The organism is Plantactinospora soyae, from assembly GCF_014874095.1.
In the GTDB taxonomy this organism is placed as follows: domain Bacteria; phylum Actinomycetota; class Actinomycetes; order Mycobacteriales; family Micromonosporaceae; genus Plantactinospora; species Plantactinospora soyae.
The window spans coordinates 501,267-526,154 of sequence record NZ_JADBEB010000001.1 but is presented as its reverse complement, the minus strand read 5'-3'; the positions used below and the strand labels follow the sequence as shown (position 1 = coordinate 526,154).

The window sequence follows — 24,888 nt, the reverse complement described above, 5'->3', positions numbered from 1 at the left end:
CAACTTCGGTACGTATTCGGCACTCACAGCTCCCCGAGCGCTGGCGGCACGACCCTGGCCCGGGGAGTACTCGTCGTGTGACGGACGCACCTGGTGCAACTTCCACACCGGACCCTGCGCCGGGTGTGTTTGTGCCAGACGACCGAGCGAGACGCGTGTGGGTTGTTCACCTGACACACCGTGAATACTCCCGCCCATACCGTCAGCTTCGTAAGCCGCGCCCATCTCACCAGAACGGAGTGCCCATCGATGAAGAGGTTGCTCGCCACGCTCGGCGTGGTCCTGGTCGCTGCGGTCGCTGGCGCTGTCGCCAGCGCGCCGGCTGCGAGCGCACACGAGGTCTGCTCCGGCACGCGGATCGATACGTACAACGTACGGACCAGCGGCGCCGGTACCGGCGGCACGCACTACGCCACTATCCGGCTCTACTACAGCAGCGCCAACGGCGGCACCAACTGCGCATCACTGGAGAAGGTGCGGTGGCACGACGGGACCACCCGCAACGACATGTACCTGGAAATCGGGCTGTGCGACTACAGCGGCTGCCCACGCCCGTCCGTCCTGGTCTCCAACCACTCGCCGAACGGCTACCTCTACTACGCGGGGCCGGTGAGCATGCGTAGCGCGGCGAAGAGGTGCGTCTACCTCAGCGCCCACATGTACAGCAGCAGGGACCACTCGGGTACCAGGGCGTCCCGGACGGTCCGCGGCGTGCACGGTCCCGGCTGCCCCGACGACTGACCCCCGGCCCGGAACCTCGGCACGTATTCGGCACAGACACCCGCCAACGGCCAGTTACGGCCGGACACAGCCGGACATACGAAAGACGCCCCTGACCGGGGTTTCGCCTGGTCAGGGGCGTTTCTGTGCTGGTCACGGTTGGTGCCCCCGGCAGGATTCGAACCTGCGCCACCGCCTCCGGAGGGCGGTGCTCTATCCCCTGAGCTACGGGGGCTCAGCGACCACGAAAGAGTAGCAAACAAGGGTACGCGGAACCGAATCGGTATCCGTCGTGTCGGCGTACCGGGCCGTGCGCTTCGCAGTGGCGGGGGCTGGGCACTCCGCTCGGCTACCCGTTCCGGCCGCAGCTCGGCAGGGCGTGCAGCACGATGCGCGGGGGGAGTTTCCGAGGCCACTCGGCCCGGGTCCAGGAGCCGTCGACCACGATCTGTACGGCGCGGCCGTCCGGGCCACTGAGCCGGAGCAGGAAGTCCCGGGGGAGTGCCGGGTCGACGTTCGGGGTGGCGACGATGAACCGCATCCGGCCGCGTACGGAGACGGCGGAGAGGACGTCGGCGGCCGGTACCACCCCGTGCAGCCGGGTCCGGCCGATCCAGCACAGTTCCGCCCCGTGCTCCTGGGCGGAGCGTACGACCGACGGGTACTGGCGTTCCAGCCAGTCGACCACGGCGTCGACGCAGAGGCCGCAGGCCCGGTCGGTGGGTTCACGCGGGCCGAGGCCCCAGGCCCGCAGGTAGCCGCTGACGTCGCCGTCCTCGAGGCGCAGGCCGTACCGGCGCTGGGCGAGGATGGCGACGCTCTGTCGGGTCCAGAGTGCGTCGTCCAGCCCGAGTTGGTCCGGATAGCAACCGCGGATCGTCTCGATCAGGTCGAGTTCCTGGTCCCGGCTGAGGACTCGTGCCTCGCCCGACCGTTGTCCGCGACGTACGGCCGCCACCGCACCGTCGCCGCCGATGGTGTGCCGACGGCACCAACTGGTGACCGACCGACGTCCGTCCCGAAGAGCAACCGCCATGTCTAGGACAACGACGACAGTTCGTGACTGGTCACGTTATGTGCGGAGAAAGCTCGTCAAACCGGGCAACTAGGCCATCCTGCTCTTAACGGATGGATGGCCCACCGGTCGGAGCGTCCGGAACCGGAACGGCGGCCGTCCGGGGTGGACGGCCGCCGGAAGGGCGGTACGGGTGTGCGGGTGCGGGAACTACCGGGCCCCGAACCTGCCGAGCAGGGACTGGATCAACTCGATCTCCTTCTTCTGCCCGGCGACCATCGACTTGGCCAGCGCGGTCACCTGCGCGTCGTCGGAGAGATCGAGGATGCCCTCGGCCATGTGGATGCCGCCGAGGTGATGGTCGAGCATCAGCCGCAGGAAGAGGACGTCGAAGTCGCGCCCGGTGGCGGCGCGCAGCTCGGCCCGCTGGGCGTCGGTGGCCATTCCCGGCATCAGCCCGTTCTTCACCGCCCCGGCGGCGTCCGGCATCCAGGCCATTCGCGGTTGGCTGCCGGTCGGGTTCAGTTTCCAGGTCTTTAGCCAGGCCTGCATCGTGCCGATCTGGGCCTGCTGGGTGAGGGCGATGTCGGCGGACAGGGTCCTTACGTCCGGATCGGTGGACTTCTCGTGGGCCAGGATCGACATCTCCACGGCCTGGGCGTGGTGCGACGACATGTCCCGGGCGAACCCGGCCTCCGGCGAGCCGTCACCGGGCCGGAACAGGCCCGGGGCGAGCAGGCCGCTGGCGAAGCCGAGCAGCAGTCCCAGCAGGATCGCGAGCGCCAGCGCGGCCGTGCCGACGCCACGCCGGCCCGGACCGCGCTCGATGGTCCCGTCCGCCGGGGCGCCGGCGGTCGCCAGCGCCCCCGACCCGATGGTCAAATTGATCAGCCGCCCACCGGGGCCTGCGGCTGGTCGCCCTGCACGTTGTCCCGCGGGGCGGTGCCGGTGGCGGTGATGCCGCCGGAGCAGGGTGCGCCGGGCTCCATCGAGGCGTTCTGCCGCAGCGCCCCGATGAAGTCGTCGATCCGGCCGTCGCCGGCGGTGTCCAGCTTGAGCTGGTAGCCCCAGGCCTGGAGCGAGATCGGCCGGTCCAGGTTCTGTACCGGGCTCATGAGCATGAACTCGTTGCCACGGACCTTGGCGGCCAACTGCTCCACCTGGTCGGCGGGCAGATCCGACTTGTAGGTGACCCAGACCGCGCCGTGCTCCAGACTGTGCACCGCGTGCTCGTTGGCGATCGGGGCGTCGTAGACGTCGCCCATGCAGTTCTGCCAGGCGTTGTTGTGGCTGCTGCCGACCGGCGGGGTGATCTTGTAGGTCAGGGGACCGGGCTCGTGCGACTGCTTGCCGGGGAACGGATCCACCACCGAGGGGTCGCTCTCGCGGAAGTTGGTGATGCCGTCGATGGCGGAGGCCTTGTCCTCCCAGCTCTTGCCGTTCTGGATCACCGCGTAGGCGCCGTACCCGATGATCGCGGCGGTGACCACACCGACGGCGACGAAGAGACCGATCGAGCCCCACGAGCGGCCCTGGCTGACCCGGACCGGAGTGACCGGCCGGCGCTGCTGCGGCTTCTTGCCACCTCCGCCGCCGGGCCGGTTGGCCGGCACCCGGCCGGCCGGGTTGGTCTTCGCGGCCGTCCCCGCGGGCTTGGCCCCGGCCGCTTTACCCTCAGCGGGCTTGGTCCCGGCCGCCTTGCCGTCCTCGGCGGGTTTGCCGCCGGCCGGCGCCTTCTTGCCGGTGCTGACCACGGACGGACGGCGCTGTTCGCCGCCCGAGGTGCTGATGCTCATGGTCCCTCGTCAGGTCGGTCGGTCAGGGGATGGCGGGCCGTACACGCGCAGGGTCGCCACCGAGTGACCGAGTCTACCCCCGGTAACATGTTTCGGTGACTCCCGCCAACCTCGCCGAGGCCGTCCTCGCCGCCGCCCACGCCGTCTTCACCCGGCGTGGTCTCGATCCCTCCGTACTGCCGGAGTCGGTGGCGCTGGAGCGACCGCGCAATCCCGAGCACGGCGACTACGCCTCGACCATCGCCTTGCAGTTGAGCAAGCGGGTCGGCGTGCCGCCCCGGGAACTGGCCGCCGCCCTCGCCGAGGAGCTGGGCCGGACACCAGGGGTCAAATCGGTAGAGATCGCCGGACCGGGCTTCCTCAACCTCCGACTCGACCCGGCCGCCGCCGGGCAGCTCGCCCGCCAGGTGGTCCAGGCCGGTCAGGCGTACGGGAGCAGCGACCGGCTCACCGGACAGCGAGTGAACCTGGAGTTCGTCTCGGCGAACCCGACCGGCCCGATCCACCTCGGGCACACCCGGTGGGCGGCGGTCGGCGACTCGCTGCGCCGGATCCTCGCCGCGGCCGGTGCCGAGGTGACCAGCGAGCACTACGTCAACGACGCCGGTGCCCAGATCGAGCGCTTCGGCCGGTCGCTGTACGCGGCGGCCCGGGGCGAGCCGGCCCCGGAGGACGGCTACCCGGGCGAGTACGTCGCGGAGATCGCCACCCGGATCGTCGCCGAGCGGGCCGACCTGCTCGACCTGCCGGCCGACGAGGCACTGACCGTCTTCCAGGACCGTGGCTACCAGCTGATGCTGGACGAGATGCGGGCCAGCCTGGAGCGGTTCGGTGTGCACTTCGACGTCTGGTTCTCCGAGCGCACCCTGCACGGCAGCGGTGCGGTGGAGCACGCGCTCGGCCGGCTGCGCGAGCAGGGCCACGTCTACGACGCCGACGGCGCCATCTGGCTGCGTACCACCGACTTCGGTGACGACAAGGACCGGGTGCTTATCCGGAGCAACGGCGAGCTGACGTACTTCGCCGCCGACTCGGCGTACTACATCAACAAGCGGGAGCGCGGCTTCGACAAGTGCGTCTACCTGCTCGGTGCCGACCACCACGGCTACGTCAACCGGCTCCGGGCGATCGCCGCCTGTGCCGGGGACGACCCGGACTTCAACATCGAGATTCTGATCGGCCAGCTGGTCAACCTGGTCCGCAACGGCGTCCCGGTACGGCTCTCCAAGCGGGCCGGCAACATCATCACGCTCGACGACATCGTCGACGCGGTCGGCGTCGACGCGGCCCGCTACTCGCTGGCGCGCTCGTCGACGGACTCGCCGCTGACCCTGGACGTCGACGAGATCACCAAGAACTCGAACGACAACCCGGTGCACTACGTGCGGTACGCGCACGCCCGGATCGCCTCGCTGCTGCGGTACGCGGTCGACCTCGGGGTGACCCGGGGGGACGACTTCGATCCGGGGCTGCTCAGCCACGCCAAGGAGAACGAGCTGATCAAGACGCTCGGCGAGTTCCCCGGTGTGGTCGCGACGGCGGCCGAGCTGCGCGAGCCGCACCGGATCGCCCGCTACCTGGAGGAGCTGGCCGGCACGTACCACCGGTTCTACGACGCCTGCCGGGTCCTGCCGGTGGGTGACGAACCGGCGACCGACCTGACCCGGGCCCGGTTGTGGCTGGTCGAGGCGTCCCGGGTCGTCCTGGCCAACGGCCTGGCCCTGCTCGGCGTCTCCGCACCGGAGCGGATGTGACCGGAGCGGATTCGCCGTGACAGATGTGGCCGGAACGGGTGTGACCGGACGGATGTGACCGGGACGGGTGCGACGGGGACGGATGTCACCGGGACAGGCGCCGCCGGGAAGAGCGAGCTACCGCGCGTGGGCGCGGCGAAGGAGAAGTGATGCGGGCTCACGAAGCGGGGGCGCTGCACGGCGACCTCGGGGTCCGAGGACCGGCCTGGCTGCGTACCCCGGAAGACGTCAACGCCCTGGTGCCGCACCTGTGGCCGCGCAACGTGACCCGGGACGCCGACGGCGCGCTCGTGGTCGCCGGTCTCGGCGTCCGCGAGCTGGCGGCGGAGTTCGGCACCCCGGCGTACGTCCTGGACACCGACGACCTGCGGGAGCGGTGCCGGGAGTTCCGGGCGGCGTTCCCGGACGAGGACATCTACTACGCCGGAAAGGCGTTCACCTGCCGGGCGGTCGTCCGGGTGATCGCCGAGGAGGGCCTGCACCTCGACGTCTGCTCCGGCGGAGAACTGGCGGTGGCGTTGTCCGCCGGCATGCCGGCCGAACGGATCGGGTTCCACGGCAACAACAAGTCGCCGGCCGAACTCGCCCGGGCACTCGACGCCGGGGTGGGCCGGATCGTCGTCGACTCGTTCCAGGAGATCGACCGGCTGACCGCGCTGGCCCGGGAGCGCGACGTACGGCCGCAGGTGATGATCCGGGTCACGGTGGGCGTCGAGGCGCACACCCACGAGTTCATCGCGACCGCACACGAGGACCAGAAGTTCGGCTTCTCGCTCGCCGGCGGTGCGGCGGCGGCCGCCGCTTTCAAGATCCTCGACGAGGGCGTGCTGGAGCTGCGCGGACTGCACTCGCACATCGGTTCGCAGATCTTCGACACCAGCGGGTTCGAGGTCTCCGCCCGGCGGGTGCTGGCGCTCCAGGCGCAGATCCGGGACGCGCGCGGGGTCGAGCTGCCGGAACTGGACCTGGGCGGCGGGTTCGGCATCGCCTACACGACCCAGGACGACCCGGCGGCACCGCACGACCTGGCCAAGCGGCTGAACAAGATCGTCGATGACGAGTGCGCCGCGCTGCAACTGGCCGGTCCGAGGCTGTCGATCGAGCCGGGCCGGGCGATCATCGGCCCGGCGGTGTTCACCCTCTACGAGGTCGGCACGGTCAAGGACGTGGACGGGATCCGTACCTACGTCAGCGTCGACGGCGGGATGAGCGACAACATCCGGACCGCGCTGTACGGCGCGTCGTACTCGGCGACCATCGCCTCCCGGGCATCGACGGCCGAGGCGATTCTCGCCCGGGTGGTGGGAAAGCATTGCGAAGCCGGGGACGTGGTGGTGAAGGATGAATTCCTGCCCGCCGACGTGCAGCCCGGAGATCTTCTCGCCGTTCCGGGAACGGGTGCCTACTGCCGGAGCATGGCCAGCAACTACAACCATGTCCCACGACCTCCCGTCGTGGCGGTCCGGGACGGCCGCGCGCGGGTGATCGTCCGGCGGGAGACCGAGGACGACCTGCTGGCCCTGGACGTGGGCTGACGTCTTCGCGGCTCTGACGGGCACGCATCGCCGGTACGACGATTTCCCGAAGGGAGGCAGTGGCGTCCGAGCTCCCGCCCCTGGGCGGCCGGGTCTGGACGCCACGAGGCCGATGACGAAACCAGTCCGTCTGGCCCTGCTCGGCTGCGGCACCGTCGGTGCCGAGGTGGTACGGCTGTTGCACGAGCAGGCCGCCGACCTGACCGCGCGGGTCGGTGCGCCGTTGGAGCTCGCCGGCATCGCCGTACGCCGGATCACCCGGGACCGGGGGACCCTGCCGGTCGATCCGGACCTGTTCACCACCGACGCGCTCGGCCTGGTCAAGCGGGACGACGTCGACCTGGTGATCGAGGTGGTCGGCGGGATCGAACCGGCCCGGACCTGGCTGGTCGAGGCGATGCGGGCCGGCAAGAGCGTGGTGACCGCCAACAAGGCACTGCTGGCCGAGGACGGCGGCACCCTGCACGACGCCGCCGCCGAGGGCGGGGCCGACCTCTACTACGAGGCGGCGGTGGCCGGGGCGATCCCGCTGCTCCGCTCGCTGCGCGAGTCGCTGCACGGCGACACCATCAGCCGCGTCACCGGCATCGTCAACGGCACCACCAACTTCATCCTCTCGGCGATGGACGCCACCGGCGCCGGCTTCACCGAGGCGCTGGACGAGGCGACCGAGCTGGGCTACGCGGAGGCGGATCCGACCGCCGACGTGGAGGGCTTCGACGCCGCCGCCAAGGCCGCGATCCTGGCCTCGCTCGCCTTCCACACCCGGGTGACCGCCGCCGACGTCCACCGGGAGGGGATCACCGAGGTCACCGCGGCCGACATGGCCAGCGCCAAGGCGATGGGCTGCACCATCAAGCTGCTCTGCATCGCCTCCCGGGGTCCGGACTCGCGCGGAACGGAGTCGGTCAGCGTCCGGGTACATCCGGCGATGATCCCGGTCAGCCATCCGCTGGCCAGTGTCGGCGACGCCTTCAACGCGGTCTTCGTCGAGGCCGCCGCCGCAGGTCAGCTCATGTTCTACGGTCGGGGTGCCGGCGGGGCGCCGACCGCGAGCGCGGTGCTCGGGGACGTGGTCGCGGCCGCCCGCAACCACCTGGCCGGGGTCCGTACCCCCAGCGAGTCGTCGTACGCGGCGCTGCCGATCCGGCCGATGGGGGAGGCGGTCACCCGCTACCACATCAGCCTCGACGTGGCCGACCGTCCCGGCGTACTGGCGGCGGTCGCCGGGGTGTTCGCCCGGCACGACGTTTCGATCGCGACCGTACGGCAGGCGTCCGCGTCGGCGGGTCCGGCGGACGGTACCGGCCCGGTGGGTCGGGGCGGCGACGCGATCCTGGTGATCGTGACCCATGTTGCCCCGGACGCCGCGCTCGCCGCAACGGTCGAGGAGCTGCGCGGGTTGGAGATCGTTCGCTCGATCGCCAGCGTGCTCCGGGTCGAGGGCGGCAGCCGGTAGCGGCGGACCGCCCGTTGCCGGAGTCCGGTGCCGGCCCAGTGCTTGGTCCGGTCGTCCCGCCAGGTGGTTAGCGGCTGGTGCGGGTGCAGCCGATCGGCGACCCTGGGTCACCGTGGAGCTGACCCGCCGCCGTCGACCGGACCGGGCGGGGACCGCAGGTGCTGAGGAGAGAGATATGTGGCGGGGCTTGATCGAGGCGTACCGGAACCGGCTGCCGGTCAGCGCGGCCACGCCGGTGATCACCCTGCACGAGGGGAACACCCCGCTGCTGCCGGCGCCGGTGCTCTCCGCGCGGCTCGGCTGTGACGTCTATCTCAAGGTGGAGGGCGCCAACCCCACCGGTTCGTTCAAGGACCGGGGCATGACGCTGGCGGTCTCCAAGGCGGTCGAGGCCGGCAACAAGGCGATCATCTGCGCCTCCACCGGCAACACCAGCGCCTCGGCGGCGGCCTACGCGGCCCGGGCCGGACTCACCTGCGCCGTACTCGTGCCGCAGGGCAAGATCGCGCTGGGCAAGATGGCCCAGGCACTGGTGCACGGCGCCCGGCTGCTCCAGATCGACGGCAACTTCGACGACTGTCTGGCGCTCGCCGCCAAACTGGCCCAGGACTACCCGGTGGCGCTGGTCAACTCGGTCAACATCGACCGGCTGCACGGCCAGAAGACGGCGGCGTTCGAGATCGTCGCGGCCCTCGGCGACGCCCCCGACATCCACTGCCTGCCGGTCGGCAACGCCGGCAACATCACCGCGTACTGGATGGGCTACGAAGAGGAGACCGAGGCCGGCAACGCCACCCGCCGCCCGAAGATGTACGGCTTCCAGGCCTCCGGCGCCGCCCCGATCGTCACCGGTACGGCGGTCCGCGAGCCCTCCACCATCGCCACCGCAATCCGGATCGGGAACCCGGCGAGCTGGACGAAGGCGATCGACGCCCGGGACGCCTCCGGCGGACTGATCGCGGCGGTGACCGACCGGGAGATCCTGTCGGCGTACCGGCTGCTCGCCCGCGAGGTGGGCGTCTTCGTCGAACTGGCCAGCGCGGCCAGCGTCGCCGGACTGTTGCAGCAGGCCGCCGCCGGAATGGTGCCCAGCGGGTCGACGGTGGTCTGCACGGTGACCGGGCACGGTCTCAAGGACCCGGAGTGGGCCATCTCGACCGCGCCCTCGCCGATCACCATCCGCAACGACGTGCCGACCGCCGCGCGCGCACTCGACCTGGCCTGATCCGGGCGGCCAGCCGGAGCCGGCCGCCCGGCATCGTCAGAACTGCGCTCCTCTGTAGAAGGCTGGAACGGTTATCCCAGGCGAACGGTCCGACCTTCCCCGGCCCCTTCCCGCCCCTTCCCGACCGGGCCGGCCGGCAGCCGGACCGGGATCGGCGTCGCCTGTTCGGTCGGCGGGACGGTATGGCGAGCTGAGAGGGTGCTGAGCAGGGGTTGCACTCCGAACCGGCCAACCCGCAGGCTGCGCCCAGCGCCCCGATTCCTGGGCGGGGATCCGGGTCAGGCAGACTTCCTCCTGCCGCGCTGACCTGAGAACTCGCGCGATCACACCCCTCGCGCCAACTCGATACACAGGAGTGAGCCGCTGATGTCGTTCCTCGCCAGACTCAGTCTCGCCAACCGAGGGCTCGTCGCGCTCATCGCGATCGTGATCACGGCATTCGGCGCGTACGCGGTGCCGTCGCTGAAGCAGCAGCTTCTGCCCTCGCTGGAGTTCCCGGCGGCCTTCATCATCGCGCCGTACCCGGGCGCCGGGCCGGAGGTTGTCGAGGAGCAGGTCGCCGAGCCGATCGAGAACAGCATCCAGGGCATCGCCGGCCTGGACAAGGTCACCTCGACCTCCCAGGAGGGCAGCGCGACCCTCCAGGTGGAGTACGAGTTCGGCACCGACCTCGACGACGCGGTCAACAAGATGCAGACCGCGCTGAACCGGATCCAGCTTCCGGAGGGCGTCGAGCCGCAGGTGATCGCCGGCAGCACCGACGACCTGCCCGCGGTCGTGCTCGCGGCGGCCGGGAGCGGTGACGAGCGCGCCCTCGCGGACCAGCTCACCGACACTGTCGTACCCGAACTGGAGTCCATCGACGGGGTCCGCACGGTCGAGGTGACCGGGGCGCGCGACCAGCAGGTGGTGATCACCCCGAACCCGGCGAAGCTCGCGGTGGCCGGCGTCTCGCCGACCGCCATCGGCACCGCCCTCCAGGCCAACGGCGTGACGATCCCGGCCGGTGCGGTCACCGAGAACGACCAGACCCGCACGGTCCAGATCGGTGGCCGGATCGCCTCGGTCGAGGAGCTCGCCGGCATCTTCCTGCCGCCGGCCCGGCCCGGCGGCCAACCGGTCCGGCTCGGTGACATCGCGACCGTCGAGCAGCAGCTCGCCGCGCCGACCTCGTTCACCCGGACCAACGGCACCAACAGCCTCGGCATCATGGTCACCGCCTCGCCGGACGGCAACGCGGTACGCATCTCGCACGAGATCCGGGACCGGCTGGCCGATCTCTCCACCGCCTCCGGCGCCACCCTGAGCATCGTCTTCGACCAGGCGCCGTTCGTGGAGAAGTCCATCGAGAGCCTGACCACCGAGGGCCTGCTGGGCCTGGTCATGGCGGTACTGGTGATCCTGGTCTTCCTGCTCTCGGTCCGGTCCACCCTGGTCACCGCGGTCTCCATCCCGCTCTCCGTGCTGGTGGCGCTGATCGCGCTCTGGATCGGCGAGTACTCGCTCAACCTGCTCACCCTCGGCGCGCTGACCATCGCGGTGGGCCGGGTGGTCGACGACTCGATCGTGGTCCTGGAGAACATCAAACGACATCTCGGGTACGGCGAGGAGAAACGCGACGCCATCATCGGCGGTGTACGGGAGGTCGCCGGCGCGGTCACCGCGTCCACCCTCACCACGGTCGCCGTCTTCACCCCGATCGTGCTGGTCGGCGGGTTCGTCGGGCAGCTCTTCGCGCCGTTCGCGATCACCGTGACGGTGGCGCTGCTCGCCTCACTGCTGGTGTCGCTGACCATCATCCCGGTGCTGGCCTACTGGTTCCTCCGGCCGGCCAATGGCGGCGCGAACAGCGAGGACCTGCGGCGGGCGGCCGAGGAGAAGGAGCTGCGCAGCCCACTCCAGCGCGGCTACCTGCCGGTGATCCGGTTCGCGACCCAGCGGCGCTGGCTGACCGTCGCCCTCGGCCTGGTCGTGCTCTTCGGCACCTTCGGGCTCGCCACCCGGCTGGAGACCAACTTCCTCGACGACTCCGGACAGGACACCCTCAGCATCAGCCAGGAACTGCCGGTCGGCAGCAGCCTGGGTGCCACCGACGCGGCGGCCAAGCAGGTCGAGACGGTGCTGGAGCGTACCGAGGGGATCGACTCGTACCAGGTGACGGTGGGCGGCGGTGCCAACCCGTTCGGCGGGGGCGGCAGCGTCAACAGCGCCAACTTCTCCGTCGCGCTCGGCGCCGACGCCGACGCCGCCGCGTTGAAGGAGACGTTGCGGACGGAGTTCGACAAGCTCAGCGGGGCCGGCGAGGTCAGCTTCGGTGGAGCCGGCGGGCCGGGTGGCGGTTCCGTCAACCAGCTCCAGGTGATCGTGCGGGCCGCCGACGTCGACGCGCTGGCACGGGCGACCGAGCAGGTACAGCGGGCCATGTCGGAGACCCCGGACGTGGCGGACGTGCAGAGCAGCCTGGCGGAGAGCGCGCCGCGGATCGACGTCAAGGTCAACCGGGCCGCCGCCGCCCGGTTCGGGCTCTCCGACGCGGCCGTCGGTCAGCTCGTCGCGCAGCAGTTCCGGGGCAGCCCGCTCGGCAAGGTCACCTTCGGTGGCGAGCAGCAGGACGTGGTGCTGCGTTCCGGGCAGCCGCCGGCCGGCGTGGACGCGTTGCGGGCCCTGCCGGTGGGGCCGACCGGTGCGATCAAGCTGGACGACATCGCCGACGTGACCGAGGTGCAGGGGCCGCTGGCGGTGACCCGGATCGACGGGGAGCGCAGCGCCACCGTCACCGGTACGTCGACCGCGTCGAACCTGGGTGCCACCACCGCCGCACTGCAGGAGCGCCTCGACGCGATCGAGGTGCCCGGGGCGACGTTCGCGGTGGGCGGGGTCAGCGCCGACCAGGCGGAGGCCTTCGCCGACCTCGGCCTCGCGGTGCTCGCCGCGATCGCCATCGTCTTCGTGATCATGGTGGCCACCTTCCGGAGCCTGATCCAGCCGCTGATCCTGCTGGTCTCCATCCCGTTCGCCGCGACCGGTGCGATCGGCCTGCTGCTGGCCACCGGTACGCCGTTGGGCGTACCGGCCCTGATCGGTGTGCTGATGCTGGTCGGCATCGTGGTGACCAACGCGATCGTGTTGATGGACCTGGTCAACCAGTACCGGGCCCAGGGGATGGGCGTGATCGAGGCGGTGGTCGAGGGCGGCCGACGCCGGCTGCGGCCGATCCTGATGACCGCGATCGCGACCATCTTCGCCCTGCTGCCGATGGCTCTCGGGTTGACCGGTGAGGGCGGGTTCATCTCGCAGCCGCTGGCCGTGGTGGTCATCGGTGGCCTGATCAGCTCGACGCTGCTCACCCTGGTGCTGGTGCCGACGCTCTACACGATGGTCGAGAACACCAAGGAGCGGATGCGTCGCCGTCGCGGCGGGTCCGCCGACGGGACCGGCTCGGGCGAGCCGGGCGGGTTCGGCGCCGGGGCGGCTCCGGGTACGCCGGCACCGGCCGGCGTGGCGGCGGGTACGACCGCCGTACCGGTCGGACCGCAGGGGGGCCCGGTCGGCGGGCGTCCGACGCCGTCCGGCGCGTTGATCGACGGCACCGACCAGTTCGAGGTGCTGCGGCTGCCGAAGAGCCGCCGGTCGCCGCTGCCGCCGACGGAGGACTGACCGGGCTGACGCCAGACCCGTAAGGGGCGCCGGAGAAAACTGAACGGATCGGGCCAGGCCGGGTACCGGCCTGGCCCGACACCGTCCCCACCAGGGGTCCGGGCCGCCGGCAGGTAAGGTGCCGACACGTGTCGTCACCCCTTTCCGTCCTTACCCACAACCGGGATTTCCGCCGTCTGTTCAGTGCCGAACTCGTGGTGTTCGGAGCCGACTGGTTCGTCATGGTGCCGCTGCTGGTGCTGCTGCCGAAGCTGACCGGCAGCGGTGTGTGGGGAGCACTGGTGCTCGCCGTCGACAACGGGATTCTCGCCCTGCTGCTGCCGTACGCCGGGACCGTCGCCGACCGGCTGGACCGCAAGAAGATCCTGATCGCGTCGAACCTGACCGCGCTGGCCGCGATCGTCCTGCTGCTCGGGGTACGCAGCGCCGGCACCGCCTGGTTGGCGCTGGTCGCGATCGGGGCGGTGGCGGTCGCGAAGGCGTTCTACTCGCCGGCGGCATCGGCGGCCCTGCCGAACGTGGTCGACCCGGACGACCTGCCCGCCGCGAACGCGGTCGCCGGCTCGGCGTGGGGCACGATGAGCATCGTCGGGGCGTCGCTCGGCGGGGTGCTGACCGCCGCGGTGGGGCCGTACGCCTGTTTCTGGGTGGCCTCGGTCGGCCTGGCGGTGGCCTCCGGCCTGACCTGCCTGATCCGCCGCCCGTTGCAGGCGCCGCGCGACCTGGACCTGCCGGTGCCGCGCCCGTGGACGGCGATCCGGGAGGCGTTGCAGTACATCGGGCGCCGTCCCCGGGTGCTGGCCCTGGTGACCGTGAAGAGCGCGGTCGGCCTCGGCAACGGCGTGCTGACCGTGTTTCCGCTGCTGGCCGGCCTGTACGGGGTCGGTGCGCTGGGCACCGGCCTGCTCTTCGCGGTACGCGGTGCGGGTGTGCTGATCGGGCCGCTGCTGATGCGTCGGGTGCTGAACCACCGGTCCTGGCTGCTGCCCGGCCTCGCGCTGTCGATGTCGACGTACGGGTTGGGTTATCTCGGTGTGTCGCTGACGAACTGGTTCCCGCTGGTCCTGGTACTGGTCTTCGTCGCGCACTTCGCCGGCGGCAGCAACTGGGTGATGTCGAACTACGCGTTGCAGGGCGAGGTGCCGGACCGGTTGCGGGGACGGGTCTTCGCCACCGACATGATGCTGGCGACCGTGGCCATCGCGGTCAGCCAACTGGTGGTGGCCGGTGTGGTGGACCACGTCGACCAGCGGGTGGTGCTGGCCGGCTGCGGGCTGACCACCCTGGTCTACGCCGTCGGCTGGTGGGTGGCGACCCGGCGGCTCGACCTGTCCGGCGAGCAGGGCCCGGAGACCGCCGCCCAGCCGGGCTGACCGCAGGCGTGGGCCGGCGCCGGGAAGTATCGGAAAAACCGGGGCGGGGCGCCGATACTTCGGGGTCGCCGGGGTACTCCGGGCCATCGACGTGGTGCCGGATGCCCGAGTGGCCGGTCGCCTGGCCAGGTGGCGCGGCGGTCGGCTGCTGCATCCGCGCGGCCTCTCCTTCACCGGTCAGGTCGAGTTGTGGGGGCCGCTGGCGGTCCGGCTGGCGGGCAGCGCCGGTCGCCGCGCCGCGACGCTGCGGCTCTCCCGTGGCCTGCCCACCCCGGACGGCTGGCCCGACCTGTTGGGGCTCGCCCTCCGGCTGCACGGCGACACCGGCCCGTTCGACCTGCTGCTCTCCGCGAGCAGTCAGCGGCGGGTGTTGCGGCACCTGCCGATGCCGAGGTACGACTTCGCCGGCCCGTACGGCAGCCTGTTGGCGTACCGGATAGACGGCCGCCGGGTGTACGTCACCGCGCGCTCGCCCCGGCCGCTCGGCCGTACCCTGGCCGAGGTGGCGTCGCTCGCCGACCGGGACGCCGCCTGCCTGGACCTCTTCGCCGTCGGCGTCACCGGTCCGTGGCGGCGGTTCGGGCGGGTCGTCTTCGGTGCGCGGCTGCCCGCCGAGGTGGACGCGGCGCTGGCCTTCGATCCGGACGGCAGCCGTGCCTCGGCGCTGCGCCCGCCCGGCCTGCTCCAGCGGTTGCGGAGGGTGAGCTACCCGTTCTCGCAGCGGAGCCGGGGAGCCGCCGGCGACCAGACCCGCCTGCCGTGATCCCGACCGGTCGGGCCCGAAAGCTGCGGCATCTCAGGTAAGCCACCCGCGAATCCCCACTGGGCGACCCGCCTCTTCCTCCGGTGGCGGGCGTCGGATATCCTCGTGATATCACATCGCTAGCAGGGAGATGTCATGGAGCGAGCCGCCTTCCGGATCTCGGGGTTCATTCCGATCGGAGTTCTACTGATCCTGGCCGCCGCCGGGATCGCGATCATCCAGCCCGTGCTCGACGAGTCCGGGGTGCATCCCCGGATCATCGTCGTCGGCGTCGTCTACGTCGTACTCGCCGTGCTGGCGGCCACCGGGTTCACCGTGGTGAACCCGAACGAGGCGCAGGTGGTGCAGTTCTTCGGCCGGTACGTCGGCACCATCCGGACGGCCGGGCTGCACTGGACCTGGCCGCTGACCGACCGGAAGAAGGTCACGCTGCGGGTGCGTAACTTCGAGACCGCCCGACTCAAGGTCTCGGACGCCGACGGCAATCCGGTGGAGATCGCGGCCGTCGTCGTGTGGCAGGTGGTCGACGCCTACAAGGCCGCCTTCGCCGTCGACGACCACGTCGAGTACGTCGCCGTGCAGTCCGAGGCGGCCGTCCGGCACCTGGCGACCAGCTATCCGTACGAGGCACACGACTCCGGCCGGGCGAGTCTGCGGGACAGCACGGTCGTCAGCGAGGAGTTGACACACGAGCTGCGCGAACGGGTCCAGTTGGCCGGCGTGGAGGTGCTCGAATCGCGTACCACGCACCTGGCGTACGCGCCCGAGATCGCCCACGCGATGCTGGCCCGGCAGCAGGCGAGTGCGATCGTCGGTGCCCGGTTCAAGATCGTCGAGGGTGCGGTGGGCATGGTCTCGAACGCGCTGGAGCGGCTGCGCGAGGAGGACGTGGTGGAGCTGGACGAGGAACGGAAGGCCCAGATGGTGTCGAACCTGCTGGTCGTACTCTGCGGTGACCGTGCCGCCCAGCCGGTGGTGAACGCCGGCTCCCTCTACAGCTAAGGCCCGCGTACCAATGGCCGAACGCAAGAAACTCCTGCTCCGGATCGATCCGCAGGTCTACGACGCGATCGCCAGGTGGGCGTCGGACGATCTCCGCAGCGTCAACGCCCAGATCGAGTACGCGCTGCGGCTGGCCCTGCGTTCGGCCGGCCGGACCCCGAGACCGGCCCGGGACTCCGGTCCGGGGGAGGCGCCGGAGTCCGCGCCGGACGAGGCCACCTAGCATGAGCCGGATGCGGCCCTCCTTCCTTTCCGAGCCGGTCCGGGTCCGGGTGCCGGCGACCAGCGCCAACCTCGGCCCCGGCTTCGACACGCTCGGCCTGGCGCTGGCGCTGTACGACGACGTCGGCGCCCGGATCACCTCGGACGGCTGCCGGGTCGAGGTCACCGGGCAGGGCGCGGGCGAGCTGCCGGACGGGGACGAGCACCTGGTCGTCCGGGCCATGCGGGCCGGCTTCGACGCGCTCGGTGGCCAGCCGTCCGGGCTGGCCGTCGAATGCGTCAACCGGATCCCGCAGGCTCGCGGCCTGGGCTCCTCGTCGGCGGCGATCGTCGCCGGGGTGCTGCTGGCCCGGGCCCTGGTCACCGATGGGGAGCGGGACCTCGACGACGCCGCGGCGCTGCGGCTGGCGGCCGGGCTGGAGGGGCACCCGGACAACGTCGCGCCCTGCCTGCTCGGCGGGTTCACCATCGCCTGGGCGGAGCCGGACGACCCGGGCCGGGCGGTGACGCTGCCGGTCGCCCCGGATGTCGAGCCCACCGTCTTCGTACCGCAGGAGCGGGGTTTGACCGCCGTGGCCAGGGCGGCACTGCCGGCGACGGTCCCGCACGGCGACGCGGCCCGCAACGCCGGCCGGGCCGCCCTGCTGGTCCACGCCCTGACCGCCGACCCGACCCTGCTCTTCGCGGCGACCGAGGATCGGTTGCACCAGCAGTACCGGGCGGGCGGAATGCCCGGTACTGCGGCGCTTCTGGCTGAGTTGCGTGCGGCCGGTGTGGCGGCTGTGGTCAGTGGGGCGGGCCCGTCGGTTCTGGCGTTGACCAGGCTCGACGAGGAATTCACGCCGGGAATGCACTGGACCTCGCAAAGGTTGCCCATAGACGTAGCCGGGGCGCGGGTCTATAGGGGTAGACTGGGACACGCCGAGCGGGACCCTGTTGCCGCAGGTCGGAAGAGTTGATTACGCTCTAGACCTAGCACAGCCGCGAAGCAATGCGACTCCTGCGGGTCGGTGCACCCCCGAAGCTTTCGGCGGTCAGCCCGTCTCACCCCTGCCTAGGTTCACGCCGCACCGCAGTTTCCACAGGTCGCCGCAGGCGGCGAGACCTGCTCACCGATGTTGGTGAGTCGGGAAACCAACCGGCTGCTGTGTTACAGACTCCCGCTACGCGTCATGCGAGGCGGGTGCACCGAGGCCGCCCGGCCGGTTGGTTCTTCAGGCCACGGGCAGCCCCGGCCTTATCGAGGGAAGGAATCCATTGAGCGACACCACCGACGTGACGTCGGATGTTTCCAACGTCGCTGGCGAAGCCACCGCAGGTTCTACCCGCCGTCGGCGGACCGGAACCGGGCTGTCGGCGATGCTGCTGCCAGAGTTGCAGAGCCTGGCCGCGTCGCTCGGCATCTCCGGTACGGCCCGGATGCGCAAGGGCGAGCTGATTGCCGCGATTTCCGAGCGGCAGTCCGGCACCACCAGTGCCGCCAGTGGCGGTGCGCCACGTCCCCGCGCCGAGGTGTCGGCCGCAGCTGCGCCGGCTCGCGACGAGGTACGGGCCGAGGTGCGCGAGAGCGACCGACCGGACGGTGAGCGCCGGGCTGCCGCAGAGCAGGCACCGGCCGCTGCCGCTGCCGGCGAAGGGCGGACGCGTACGTCGCGGCGATCCAGCCGGACCGCTGCCGCCACCGCCGAGGTGGAGACCGAGGCGCCCCCGGTGGAGCGGACCGAGCGTCCGGAGCGGGCCGAGCGGGCCGAGCGTCCGGAGCGCGCCGAGCGGACCGACCGCGCCGAGCGGGGCGAGCGGACCGACCGCGCCGATCGCGGCGACCGCGCTGAGCGCGGCGACCGTGGTGAGCGCGGCGACCGTGGTGAGCGGGCCGACCGTGGTGAGCGGGCCGAGCGCGGCGACCGTGCCGAGGGTGCCGAGCGGACCGACGGTGGCGACCGTGGTGAGCGGGCCGACCGTGGTGACTCCCGGAACGGCCGGGACCGTAACGACCGGGGCGAGCGCGGCAACGACCGGGGCGAGCGCGGCGAGTCGCGTGGCGACCGGGGTCAGCGTCCGGTGGACCGGGACAACGACGGCGACGACGACGACAGCGGTGGACGGCGCAGCCGGCGCAGCCGGTTCCGGGACCGGCGCCGGGGTCGCAACGACCGTCCGGACAACGGCGACAGCGGCGGCGGCAGCACGCGGGAGCCGCAGGTCAACGAGGACGACGTACTCGTTCCGGTGGCCGGCATCATCGACGTGCTCGACAACTACGCGTTCGTCCGGACCACCGGCTACCTGGCCGGTCCCAACGACGTCTACGTGTCGATGTCCCAGGTCAAGAAGTACGGCCTGCGCCGCGGTGACGCTGTCACCGGCGCGGTCCGGGCCTCCCGGGACGGCGAGCAGCGGCGGGACAAGTACAACCCGCTCGTCCGGCTCGACACGATCAACGGGATGGACCCGGAGGAGGCGAAGCGGCGGCCCGAGTTCTACAAGCTCACCCCGCTCTACCCGCAGGAGCGGCTGCGGTTGGAGACCGAGCCGCACATCCTCACCACCCGGGTCATGGACCTGGTGACGCCGATCGGCAAGGGCCAGCGGGCGCTCATCATGTCTCCGCCGAAGGCGGGTAAGACCATGGTGTTGCAGGCGATCGCCAACGCGATCACGACCAACAACCCCGAGTGCCACCTGATGGTCGTACTGGTCGACGAGCGGCCCGAAGAGGTCACCGACATGCAGCGCTCGGTCAAGGGCGAGGTTGTCGCGGCCACCTTCGACCGTCCGCCGCAGGACCACACCACCGTCGCGGAGCTGGCGATCGAGCGGGCCAAGCGCCTGGTCGAGCTGGGCCACGACGTGGTCGTACTGCTCGACTCGGTGACCCGGCTCGGTCGGTCGTACAACCTGGCCGCACCGGCCAGTGGTCGGATCATGTCCGGCGGTATCGATTCCACCGCGCTGTACCCGCCGAAGCGTTTCCTCGGCGCGGCGCGGAACATCGAGAACGGCGGCTCGCTGACCATCCTCGCCACCGCGCTGGTGGAGACCGGGTCCGTGATGGACACGGTGATCTTCGAGGAGTTCAAGGGGACCGGCAACGCGGAGTTGAAGCTGGACCGGAAGATCGCCGACAAGCGGACCTTCCCGGCCATCGACATCCACCTCTCCAGCACGCGTAAGGAAGAGATCCTGCTCGCGCCGGAAGAGCTGGCCATCATCCACAAGTTGCGCAAGGTGCTGCACTCGTTGGACTCGCAGGCCGCACTGGACCTGCTGCTGGACCGGCTCAAGCAGTCCCGGACCAACATCGAGTTCCTGATGCAGATCGCGAAGTCCACCCCCGGGGAGTGACCCGGGGCGCCGGAGCGGCGCGATTCGAGTGAACGACCCACGAGGGGCCCGGCCGATTTCGGCCGGGCCCCTCGGTCACTGTGCCGGCCCGATCGGCCGACGATCGGCTCGATCAGCGGACGAGCAGGTCGATCACGCCGGTGTCGCTCTCGTCGCCGTGCCCGTCGGCGAGTCGGCGCGCCATCAGATCCATGTACGGGGTCATCAGTTCGGCGCTGACTCCCTGCTCCTCGGCCGTGCGGAGCAGGGTCGCGTTGCCCGCCACCAGCATGGCGAGATTGGAGTCCGCCCCCACGGTGTAGTCGCCGCTCTCCAACTGGGCGGCGGTCAGCGGCACCAGCGCGGCCATCGCGGTCAGCCAGTCGACGAGCAGCGGGGCGAAGTCCTTCGGCGCGATCTCCTCCCGGTGGATCAGCGCGAAGGCGTGCGCGACCCCGGAGGACATCCCGCTCATCGCGCTCAGCAACGCCACGTCGTGCAGGGCGGCGAAGCCGACATCGCTACCCACGAACCGCGTGCCGGCGGGTACGGCCAGGGTGCGCTGATGGTCGTCGAAGAAGGAACGGGACCCGCTGTAGAAGACGTAACCGCCGGAATCGGGAACGCCGATCATCGGCGGAATCGCCATGATCCCGCCGTCCAGGAAGCGCCCGCCGCGCTCCCGGGTCCACTGGGCGAGCGCGCGGGCCTGGCCCGGAGTGCTGGTGGTGAGGTTGACCAGGTCCCTGCCGGTCAGGTCGGCGTCGTCCAGTGCCTCGCGGACCGAGGCGTCGTCGAGCAGGCAGGTCACCACGAGACTGTTCGCGGCCACCGCCTCGGCGGCCGTACCGGCGACCGTCGCGCCCTCGGCGGCCAGTGGTGCGGTCCGGCGGGCGGTGCGGTTCCATACGGTCAGCGGATGCCCGGCGCCCAGCCAGGCACGGGCGAGCGCGGCACCCATACCGCCGAGCCCGAGGAGGGTGAGAGAGGTTTTCGGAGCGGTGTTCGTTTCCACGCTCACTAGACTTGCCGTCGCGGATGGACGCGAACAAGTACGCACTTCGGAGTGGGTGGTTACCTCGAAGTGGGTGGTTACCTCGCGGCGTGCGTACCGACCAGGAGGGGATGGGCGATGCTGGGTACGCGACGGCCAGGGGCGTACGTCTGCGGAATCGACGCGGCGATGGACGTGGTCGGCGGGAAGTGGAAGGTGCTGATCCTCTGGGCGCTCGACGAACAGGTGTGCCGCTTCGGTGAACTACGCAGGCTGATACCTGGCGTGACCGAGAAGGTGCTCGCCTCCCATCTTCGGGAGCTGGAGGCGGACGGCATCGTGCACCGGGAGGCGTACGACGAGGTGCCGCCGCGCGTCGAGTACTCGTTGACCCCGCTCGGTGTGTCGCTGAACGAGGCGCTGGCGCCACTGGGTGCCTGGGGCCGGCAGCACGTCCTCGGCGGTGGCCCGGACGCGTAGCCGCAGTCGGGTGATGGAATTTTCCTTCGGTTCAGATGCCAGGTATTGAAACTTCTATACGTCGTCGGGTTGACTACCGGGCATGGTCATCCGCCGCCGATCCGCCCGCCTCGCCGGTCTGCTGCTCCTGGTGCCGTCCCTGACCGTCGTCGGCCCGGTCCCGGCCGCCCCGGTGTCGGCCGCTCCGGCCCCGGCTCCCGCCACCGGCACCGCCGTCGACGAGGGTCCGCGCGCCTCCTCGACCGGATCCCCGTCGTCCAGCCCGGTCGCGGTCACCGCCGCCGACGACGGGATCGAGACCGACAGCCGGACCCGACCCGTCGCGCCCGGACTCGACCTGACCTCGTACGACCGGTTCGACGCGAACGGCTGGATCCGGGCCGACGCGCTCACCGCCGACCTGACCGGCGGGCTCAGCGTGGACTACGTCAACTCCGGCGAGGTGGCGAAGGCGGAACCGCTGCGTAAGGCGGTCGACCGGGCCGGTGCGGTGGCCGCGGTCAACGGCGACTTCTTCGACATCAACAACTCGGGCGCCGCCCAGGGCATCGGCATTCAGGGCGGCCGGCTGATCCAGTCGCCGGTCGCCGGGCACGTCGAGGCGGCCGGGGTGACCGCCGAGGGGGTGGGCCGGGTCGTCCAGGTGCACTTCGACGGCACCGCCACCCTGCCGGGCGGGCCGGTCCCGCTGACCCAGTTCAACAACATGGTCGCCCCGGGTGGCGTCGGCGTCTTCACTCCGCTCTGGGGGTCGTACGCCCGGAACCGGGCGGTCGAGGGAGCCGGCCGGGTGACCGAGGTGACCGTACTCGGCGGTCGGGTCGGCACGGTGGCCAGCGCCGCCGGCAGCGGCCCGATCCCGGCCGGTACGACGATCCTGCTCGGCCGGGAGGCCGGCGCCGACGCGCTCGCCGCGCTGCGCCCCGGTGACCCGGTCGACATCGCGTACGCGCCCAAGCCCGCCGACGGAAGCACCCTGCGCGCCGCTGTCGGCGGCAACCGGGTGCTGGTCCGGGACGGGGTGGCGCAGGACATCGGCGACGTCAACTCCGAGCCCCGTACGGCGGTCGGGTTCTCCGCCGACGGCCGGAAGATGTATCTGCTCACTGTGGACGGTCGGCAGGCCGACAGCCGGGGCGTGACGCTGACCGAACTCGGCGCGATGATGGCCGGACTCGGTGCGCACAACGCGCTCAACCTGGACGGCGGCGGCTCGTCCACCCTGCTCGCCCGGGAACCCGGCGGGCCGGCGGTACGGGTGGAGAACGCCCCCTCCGACGGCTCGGAGCGTCCGGTGCCGAACGGTCTGGCGCTGTTCGCCCCGACCGGGAGTGGCCGGCTGACCGCGTACTGGCTGAAGACCGTGCTCGACCCGAGAACGGCGCCGGGGATCGGCCCGGTGCGCGGCGGCCGTCCGGACCGGGTCTTTCCCGGGCTGACCCGCCGGTTGAGCGCGGCCGGCCACGACGAGACCTACGGACCGGCGACCGGCAGGCCGAGCTGGCGGGTCGGACCGGCGACCCGGGGCACCGTCGACTCCGCCGGGGTGTTCCGGGCCCGGCTGCCCGGTGCGGCCACCGTCACCGCCGCCCGGGGCCGGGCAGCGGGCGAACTGGGGCTGACCGTGCTCGGGCCGCTGGCCCGGATCGACGGCACCGTGGACAAGGTCGGGCTTCCCGGTGCCGACGGCACCGGCACGTTCGGCGTGGTCGGCTACGACGCCGAGGGCAACACCGCGCCGATCGAGCCGGCCGACGTGCGGCTGGAGTACGACCGGGAACTGCTGGAGATCACTCCGCTCGACGACGGCAGCCTGTCGGTCCGGGCCCTGGTCGACAGCGGCGCCGGACTGGTCACCGTGCGGGTCGGCGGGACCAGCACCGTCGTACCGGTGACCGTCGGGCTCACCCGGGTACCGGTGGCGATGTTCGACGACGCCGCCTCGTGGCGGTTCAGCGCGGCCCGCGCCACCGGATCGGCCAGCCCGGTGCCGGGCCGCACCGGCACCGGCCTGAAGCTGGCGTACGACTTCGGCCAGTCCACCGGCACCCGGGCCGCGTACGCCGACCCGCCCGCCTACATCCCGGTCGCCGGCCAGCCGCAGGCGTTCGGCATGTGGATCCACAGCTCCGGCAACGGCGAGTGGCCGAGCCTGCACCTGCACGACGCACTGGACCAGCAGCACGTACTGCGCGGCCCGTACCTGGACTGGACCGGCTGGCGGTACGTCGAGATGGCGGTGCCGGCCGGAGTCGTGTACCCGCTGCGGATCCGGCGGTTCTACGTGGCGGAGACCGATGCGGCGGCGGCGTACACCGGGGAGGTGGCCATCGACGACATCGAGGCGTTGGTGCCGTCCGAGGTGACCCCGCCGGCCGAGCCGCTCCGGACCGACCGGATCGTGCTCACCGACGGCACCGTGGACCGGGCACCCTGGCGGTTCGCGGTGCTCTCCGACGCCCAGTTCGTCGCCGCCGACCCGGACAGCGACCTGGTCGCCCAGGCCCGTCGTACGCTGCGCGAGGTCAGGGCCGCCCGGCCGGACTTCCTGGTGATCAACGGCGACTTCGTGGACACCGCGTACCCGGCCGACTTCGCGCTGGCGAAGCGGATCCTGGACGAGGAACTCGGCGGCGCGCTGCCCTACTACTACGTGCCGGGCAACCACGAGATCATGGGCGCCCCGATCACGAACTTCCGGTCGGTGTTCGGGAACACCTCCCGGGTCTTCGACCATGCCCCGGCCGGTGGCGGTACCCGGACCCGGTTCGTCACCCTGGACACCTCGGCCGGCAGCCTGCGCGGTAGCGGGTTCGCCCAGGTCCGGGCGCTGCGTACGGCGCTGGACGAGGCGGCCCGGAACCCGGCTGTCGGCTCGGTGGTGGTGCTGGAGCACCACGCGCCCCGGGACCCGACACCGGCCAGGGCGAGCCAACTCGGTGACCGTAAGGAGGCGGCGCTGCTGGAACGCTGGCTGGCCGACTTCCAGCAGGACACCGGCAAGGGAGCGCTGTTCGTCGGCGCGCACGTCGGCACCTTCCACGCCGACCGGGTCGACGGCGTGCCGTACCTGATCAACGGCAACACCGGAAAGAACCCGTCGACCGCCCCACACCTGGGCGGGTTCACCGGCTGGACGATGTTCGGCGTCGATCCGGTGAGCCCGGCGGAGGCGGCGGCCGCCCGGCGGAACCCGCTGGCGGACGGGCCCCGGTGGGTGAGCGCGCAGACCCGGGCCCATGTGGACACTCTGGCCCTGACCGCCCCACCGGCCCTGCCGGGCGGCACGGCGTTGCCGGTGACCGCCACGGTCACCCAGCCCGGTGGTCGTCAGGTGCCGGTCGCCGCGCCGCTGAGCGCCGACTGGTCCGGTTCGGCGAACCTCCACATCGGATCGCTGTGGGGCCTGCGACCGTGGCACGCCGCCTGGTTCGACCCGGACACCGGCCGGCTGACCGGGCTGCGGTCGACCGGATCGGTGCAGCTCACTGTCACGGTCAACGGAGTCTCGGCCCGGGCCACCGTCCCGCTCACCCGGAACCTCACGTGATCCCCGGGGAGTTCGGCCG

At 71.5% G+C, this 24,888-nt stretch carries 18 protein-coding genes and 1 tRNA gene; 14 read left to right on the top strand and 5 right to left on the bottom strand.

Features of this window, described 5'->3' with window-relative positions:
* The first annotated feature begins 249 nt into the window (after window positions 1-249).
* On the top strand, window positions 250-741 hold the full coding sequence (locus H4W31_RS02305; protein ID WP_192765125.1) for a hypothetical protein: 492 nt from the start codon (window positions 250-252) through the stop codon (window positions 739-741).
* Between the two features lie 139 nt (window positions 742-880).
* On the opposite strand, the gene H4W31_RS02300 is transcribed toward H4W31_RS02305, so the two are convergent.
* The 4 genes from H4W31_RS02300 to H4W31_RS02285 form a co-directional block, all read right to left on the bottom strand.
* Window positions 881-955: transfer RNA gene (locus tag H4W31_RS02300), tRNA-Arg, on the bottom strand.
* Between the two features lie 114 nt (window positions 956-1,069).
* Window positions 1,070-1,756 (bottom strand): winged helix-turn-helix domain-containing protein, encoded by a 687-nt coding sequence (locus H4W31_RS02295; protein ID WP_192765124.1) that lies wholly within the window; start codon window positions 1,754-1,756, stop codon window positions 1,070-1,072.
* 189 nt (window positions 1,757-1,945) lie between these two features.
* Complete coding sequence (locus tag H4W31_RS02290; protein ID WP_225945360.1) at window positions 1,946-2,617, bottom strand: DUF305 domain-containing protein; 672 nt, start codon at window positions 2,615-2,617, stop codon at window positions 1,946-1,948.
* A gap of 5 nt (window positions 2,618-2,622) precedes the next feature.
* The gene (locus H4W31_RS02285; protein ID WP_192765123.1) at window positions 2,623-3,531 is read right to left on the bottom strand and encodes a DUF3105 domain-containing protein; all 909 of its coding nucleotides are present in this window, start codon (window positions 3,529-3,531) and stop codon (window positions 2,623-2,625) included.
* Between the two features lie 95 nt (window positions 3,532-3,626).
* Between H4W31_RS02285 and argS the strand changes: the two genes are divergently transcribed.
* The 11 genes from argS to rho all read left to right on the top strand — a co-directional run bounded on the left by argS (window position 3,627) and on the right by rho (window position 19,866).
* Window positions 3,627-5,285 carry an arginine--tRNA ligase gene (gene argS / locus H4W31_RS02280; protein ID WP_192765122.1) on the top strand — a complete coding sequence of 553 codons (1,659 nt, stop codon included), beginning with the start codon at window positions 3,627-3,629 and terminating at the stop codon, window positions 5,283-5,285.
* Window positions 5,286-5,434: 149 nt separating this feature from the next.
* Window positions 5,435-6,820, top strand: coding sequence for a diaminopimelate decarboxylase (lysA, locus tag H4W31_RS02275; protein WP_192765121.1), 1,386 nt, complete (start codon window positions 5,435-5,437; stop codon window positions 6,818-6,820).
* Between the two features lie 112 nt (window positions 6,821-6,932).
* A complete protein-coding gene (locus H4W31_RS02270) occupies window positions 6,933-8,279 on the top strand; it encodes a homoserine dehydrogenase (RefSeq protein ID WP_192765120.1) in 1,347 nt (448 codons plus the stop codon).
* A gap of 175 nt (window positions 8,280-8,454) precedes the next feature.
* On the top strand, window positions 8,455-9,504 hold the full coding sequence (thrC, locus tag H4W31_RS02265) for a threonine synthase (RefSeq protein WP_192765119.1): 1,050 nt from the start codon (window positions 8,455-8,457) through the stop codon (window positions 9,502-9,504).
* 366 nt (window positions 9,505-9,870) lie between these two features.
* Complete coding sequence (locus H4W31_RS02260; RefSeq protein ID WP_192765118.1) at window positions 9,871-13,161, top strand: efflux RND transporter permease subunit; 3,291 nt, start codon at window positions 9,871-9,873, stop codon at window positions 13,159-13,161.
* Between the two features lie 128 nt (window positions 13,162-13,289).
* Complete coding sequence (locus tag H4W31_RS02255) at window positions 13,290-14,534, top strand: MFS transporter (protein ID WP_192765117.1); 1,245 nt, start codon at window positions 13,290-13,292, stop codon at window positions 14,532-14,534.
* A gap of 109 nt (window positions 14,535-14,643) precedes the next feature.
* Window positions 14,644-15,297, top strand: a complete 654-nt coding sequence (locus H4W31_RS02250) for a phosphodiesterase (RefSeq protein ID WP_192765116.1) — start codon at window positions 14,644-14,646, stop codon at window positions 15,295-15,297.
* A 135-nt stretch (window positions 15,298-15,432) separates the two neighbouring features.
* Window positions 15,433-16,299: an SPFH domain-containing protein gene (locus H4W31_RS02245; protein ID WP_192765115.1), complete on the top strand. Its 867-nt coding sequence runs from the start codon at window positions 15,433-15,435 to the stop codon at window positions 16,297-16,299.
* Between the two features lie 13 nt (window positions 16,300-16,312).
* On the top strand, window positions 16,313-16,522 hold the full coding sequence (locus tag H4W31_RS02240; protein ID WP_192765114.1) for a hypothetical protein: 210 nt from the start codon (window positions 16,313-16,315) through the stop codon (window positions 16,520-16,522).
* A 10-nt stretch (window positions 16,523-16,532) separates the two neighbouring features.
* Window positions 16,533-17,480, top strand: a complete 948-nt coding sequence (thrB, locus tag H4W31_RS02235; protein ID WP_192765113.1) for a homoserine kinase — start codon at window positions 16,533-16,535, stop codon at window positions 17,478-17,480.
* 298 nt (window positions 17,481-17,778) lie between these two features.
* Window positions 17,779-19,866 carry a transcription termination factor Rho gene (gene rho / locus H4W31_RS02230; protein ID WP_192765112.1) on the top strand — a complete coding sequence of 696 codons (2,088 nt, stop codon included), beginning with the start codon at window positions 17,779-17,781 and terminating at the stop codon, window positions 19,864-19,866.
* A 112-nt stretch (window positions 19,867-19,978) separates the two neighbouring features.
* Here the strand turns inward: rho and H4W31_RS02225 are convergent, their stop codons facing one another.
* Window positions 19,979-20,860 (bottom strand): NAD(P)-dependent oxidoreductase, encoded by an 882-nt coding sequence (locus H4W31_RS02225; RefSeq protein ID WP_192765111.1) that lies wholly within the window; start codon window positions 20,858-20,860, stop codon window positions 19,979-19,981.
* A gap of 117 nt (window positions 20,861-20,977) precedes the next feature.
* On the opposite strand from H4W31_RS02225, the gene H4W31_RS02220 reads away from it, so the two are divergent.
* Both H4W31_RS02220 and H4W31_RS02215 read left to right on the top strand, forming a co-directional pair.
* A complete protein-coding gene (locus H4W31_RS02220) occupies window positions 20,978-21,319 on the top strand; it encodes a winged helix-turn-helix transcriptional regulator (protein WP_192765110.1) in 342 nt (113 codons plus the stop codon).
* An 82-nt stretch (window positions 21,320-21,401) separates the two neighbouring features.
* Window positions 21,402-24,869 (top strand): phosphodiester glycosidase family protein, encoded by a 3,468-nt coding sequence (locus H4W31_RS02215; RefSeq protein ID WP_192765109.1) that lies wholly within the window; start codon window positions 21,402-21,404, stop codon window positions 24,867-24,869.
* Window positions 24,870-24,888: the final 19 nt, after the last annotated feature.

Excerpts from the sequence above, each read along its gene's own strand:
- H4W31_RS02220 (WP_192765110.1), top strand. The coding sequence starts at position 20,978 with ATGCTGGGTACGCGACGGCCAGGGGCGTACGTCTGCGGAATCGACGCG.
- H4W31_RS02305 (WP_192765125.1), top strand. The coding sequence starts at position 250 with ATGAAGAGGTTGCTCGCCACGCTCGGCGTGGTCCTGGTCGCTGCGGTC.
- H4W31_RS02260 (WP_192765118.1), top strand. The coding sequence starts at position 9,871 with ATGTCGTTCCTCGCCAGACTCAGTCTCGCCAACCGAGGGCTCGTCGCG.
- lysA (WP_192765121.1), top strand. The coding sequence starts at position 5,435 with ATGCGGGCTCACGAAGCGGGGGCGCTGCACGGCGACCTCGGGGTCCGA.
- H4W31_RS02215 (WP_192765109.1), top strand. The coding sequence starts at position 21,402 with ATGGTCATCCGCCGCCGATCCGCCCGCCTCGCCGGTCTGCTGCTCCTG.
- H4W31_RS02270 (WP_192765120.1), top strand. The coding sequence starts at position 6,933 with ATGACGAAACCAGTCCGTCTGGCCCTGCTCGGCTGCGGCACCGTCGGT.
- H4W31_RS02285 (WP_192765123.1), bottom strand. The coding sequence starts at position 3,531 with ATGAGCATCAGCACCTCGGGCGGCGAACAGCGCCGTCCGTCCGTGGTC.
- H4W31_RS02295 (WP_192765124.1), bottom strand. The coding sequence starts at position 1,756 with ATGGCGGTTGCTCTTCGGGACGGACGTCGGTCGGTCACCAGTTGGTGC.
- H4W31_RS02245 (WP_192765115.1), top strand. The coding sequence starts at position 15,433 with ATGGAGCGAGCCGCCTTCCGGATCTCGGGGTTCATTCCGATCGGAGTT.
- thrB (WP_192765113.1), top strand. The coding sequence starts at position 16,533 with ATGCGGCCCTCCTTCCTTTCCGAGCCGGTCCGGGTCCGGGTGCCGGCG.
- thrC (WP_192765119.1), top strand. The coding sequence starts at position 8,455 with ATGTGGCGGGGCTTGATCGAGGCGTACCGGAACCGGCTGCCGGTCAGC.
- H4W31_RS02240 (WP_192765114.1), top strand. The coding sequence starts at position 16,313 with ATGGCCGAACGCAAGAAACTCCTGCTCCGGATCGATCCGCAGGTCTAC.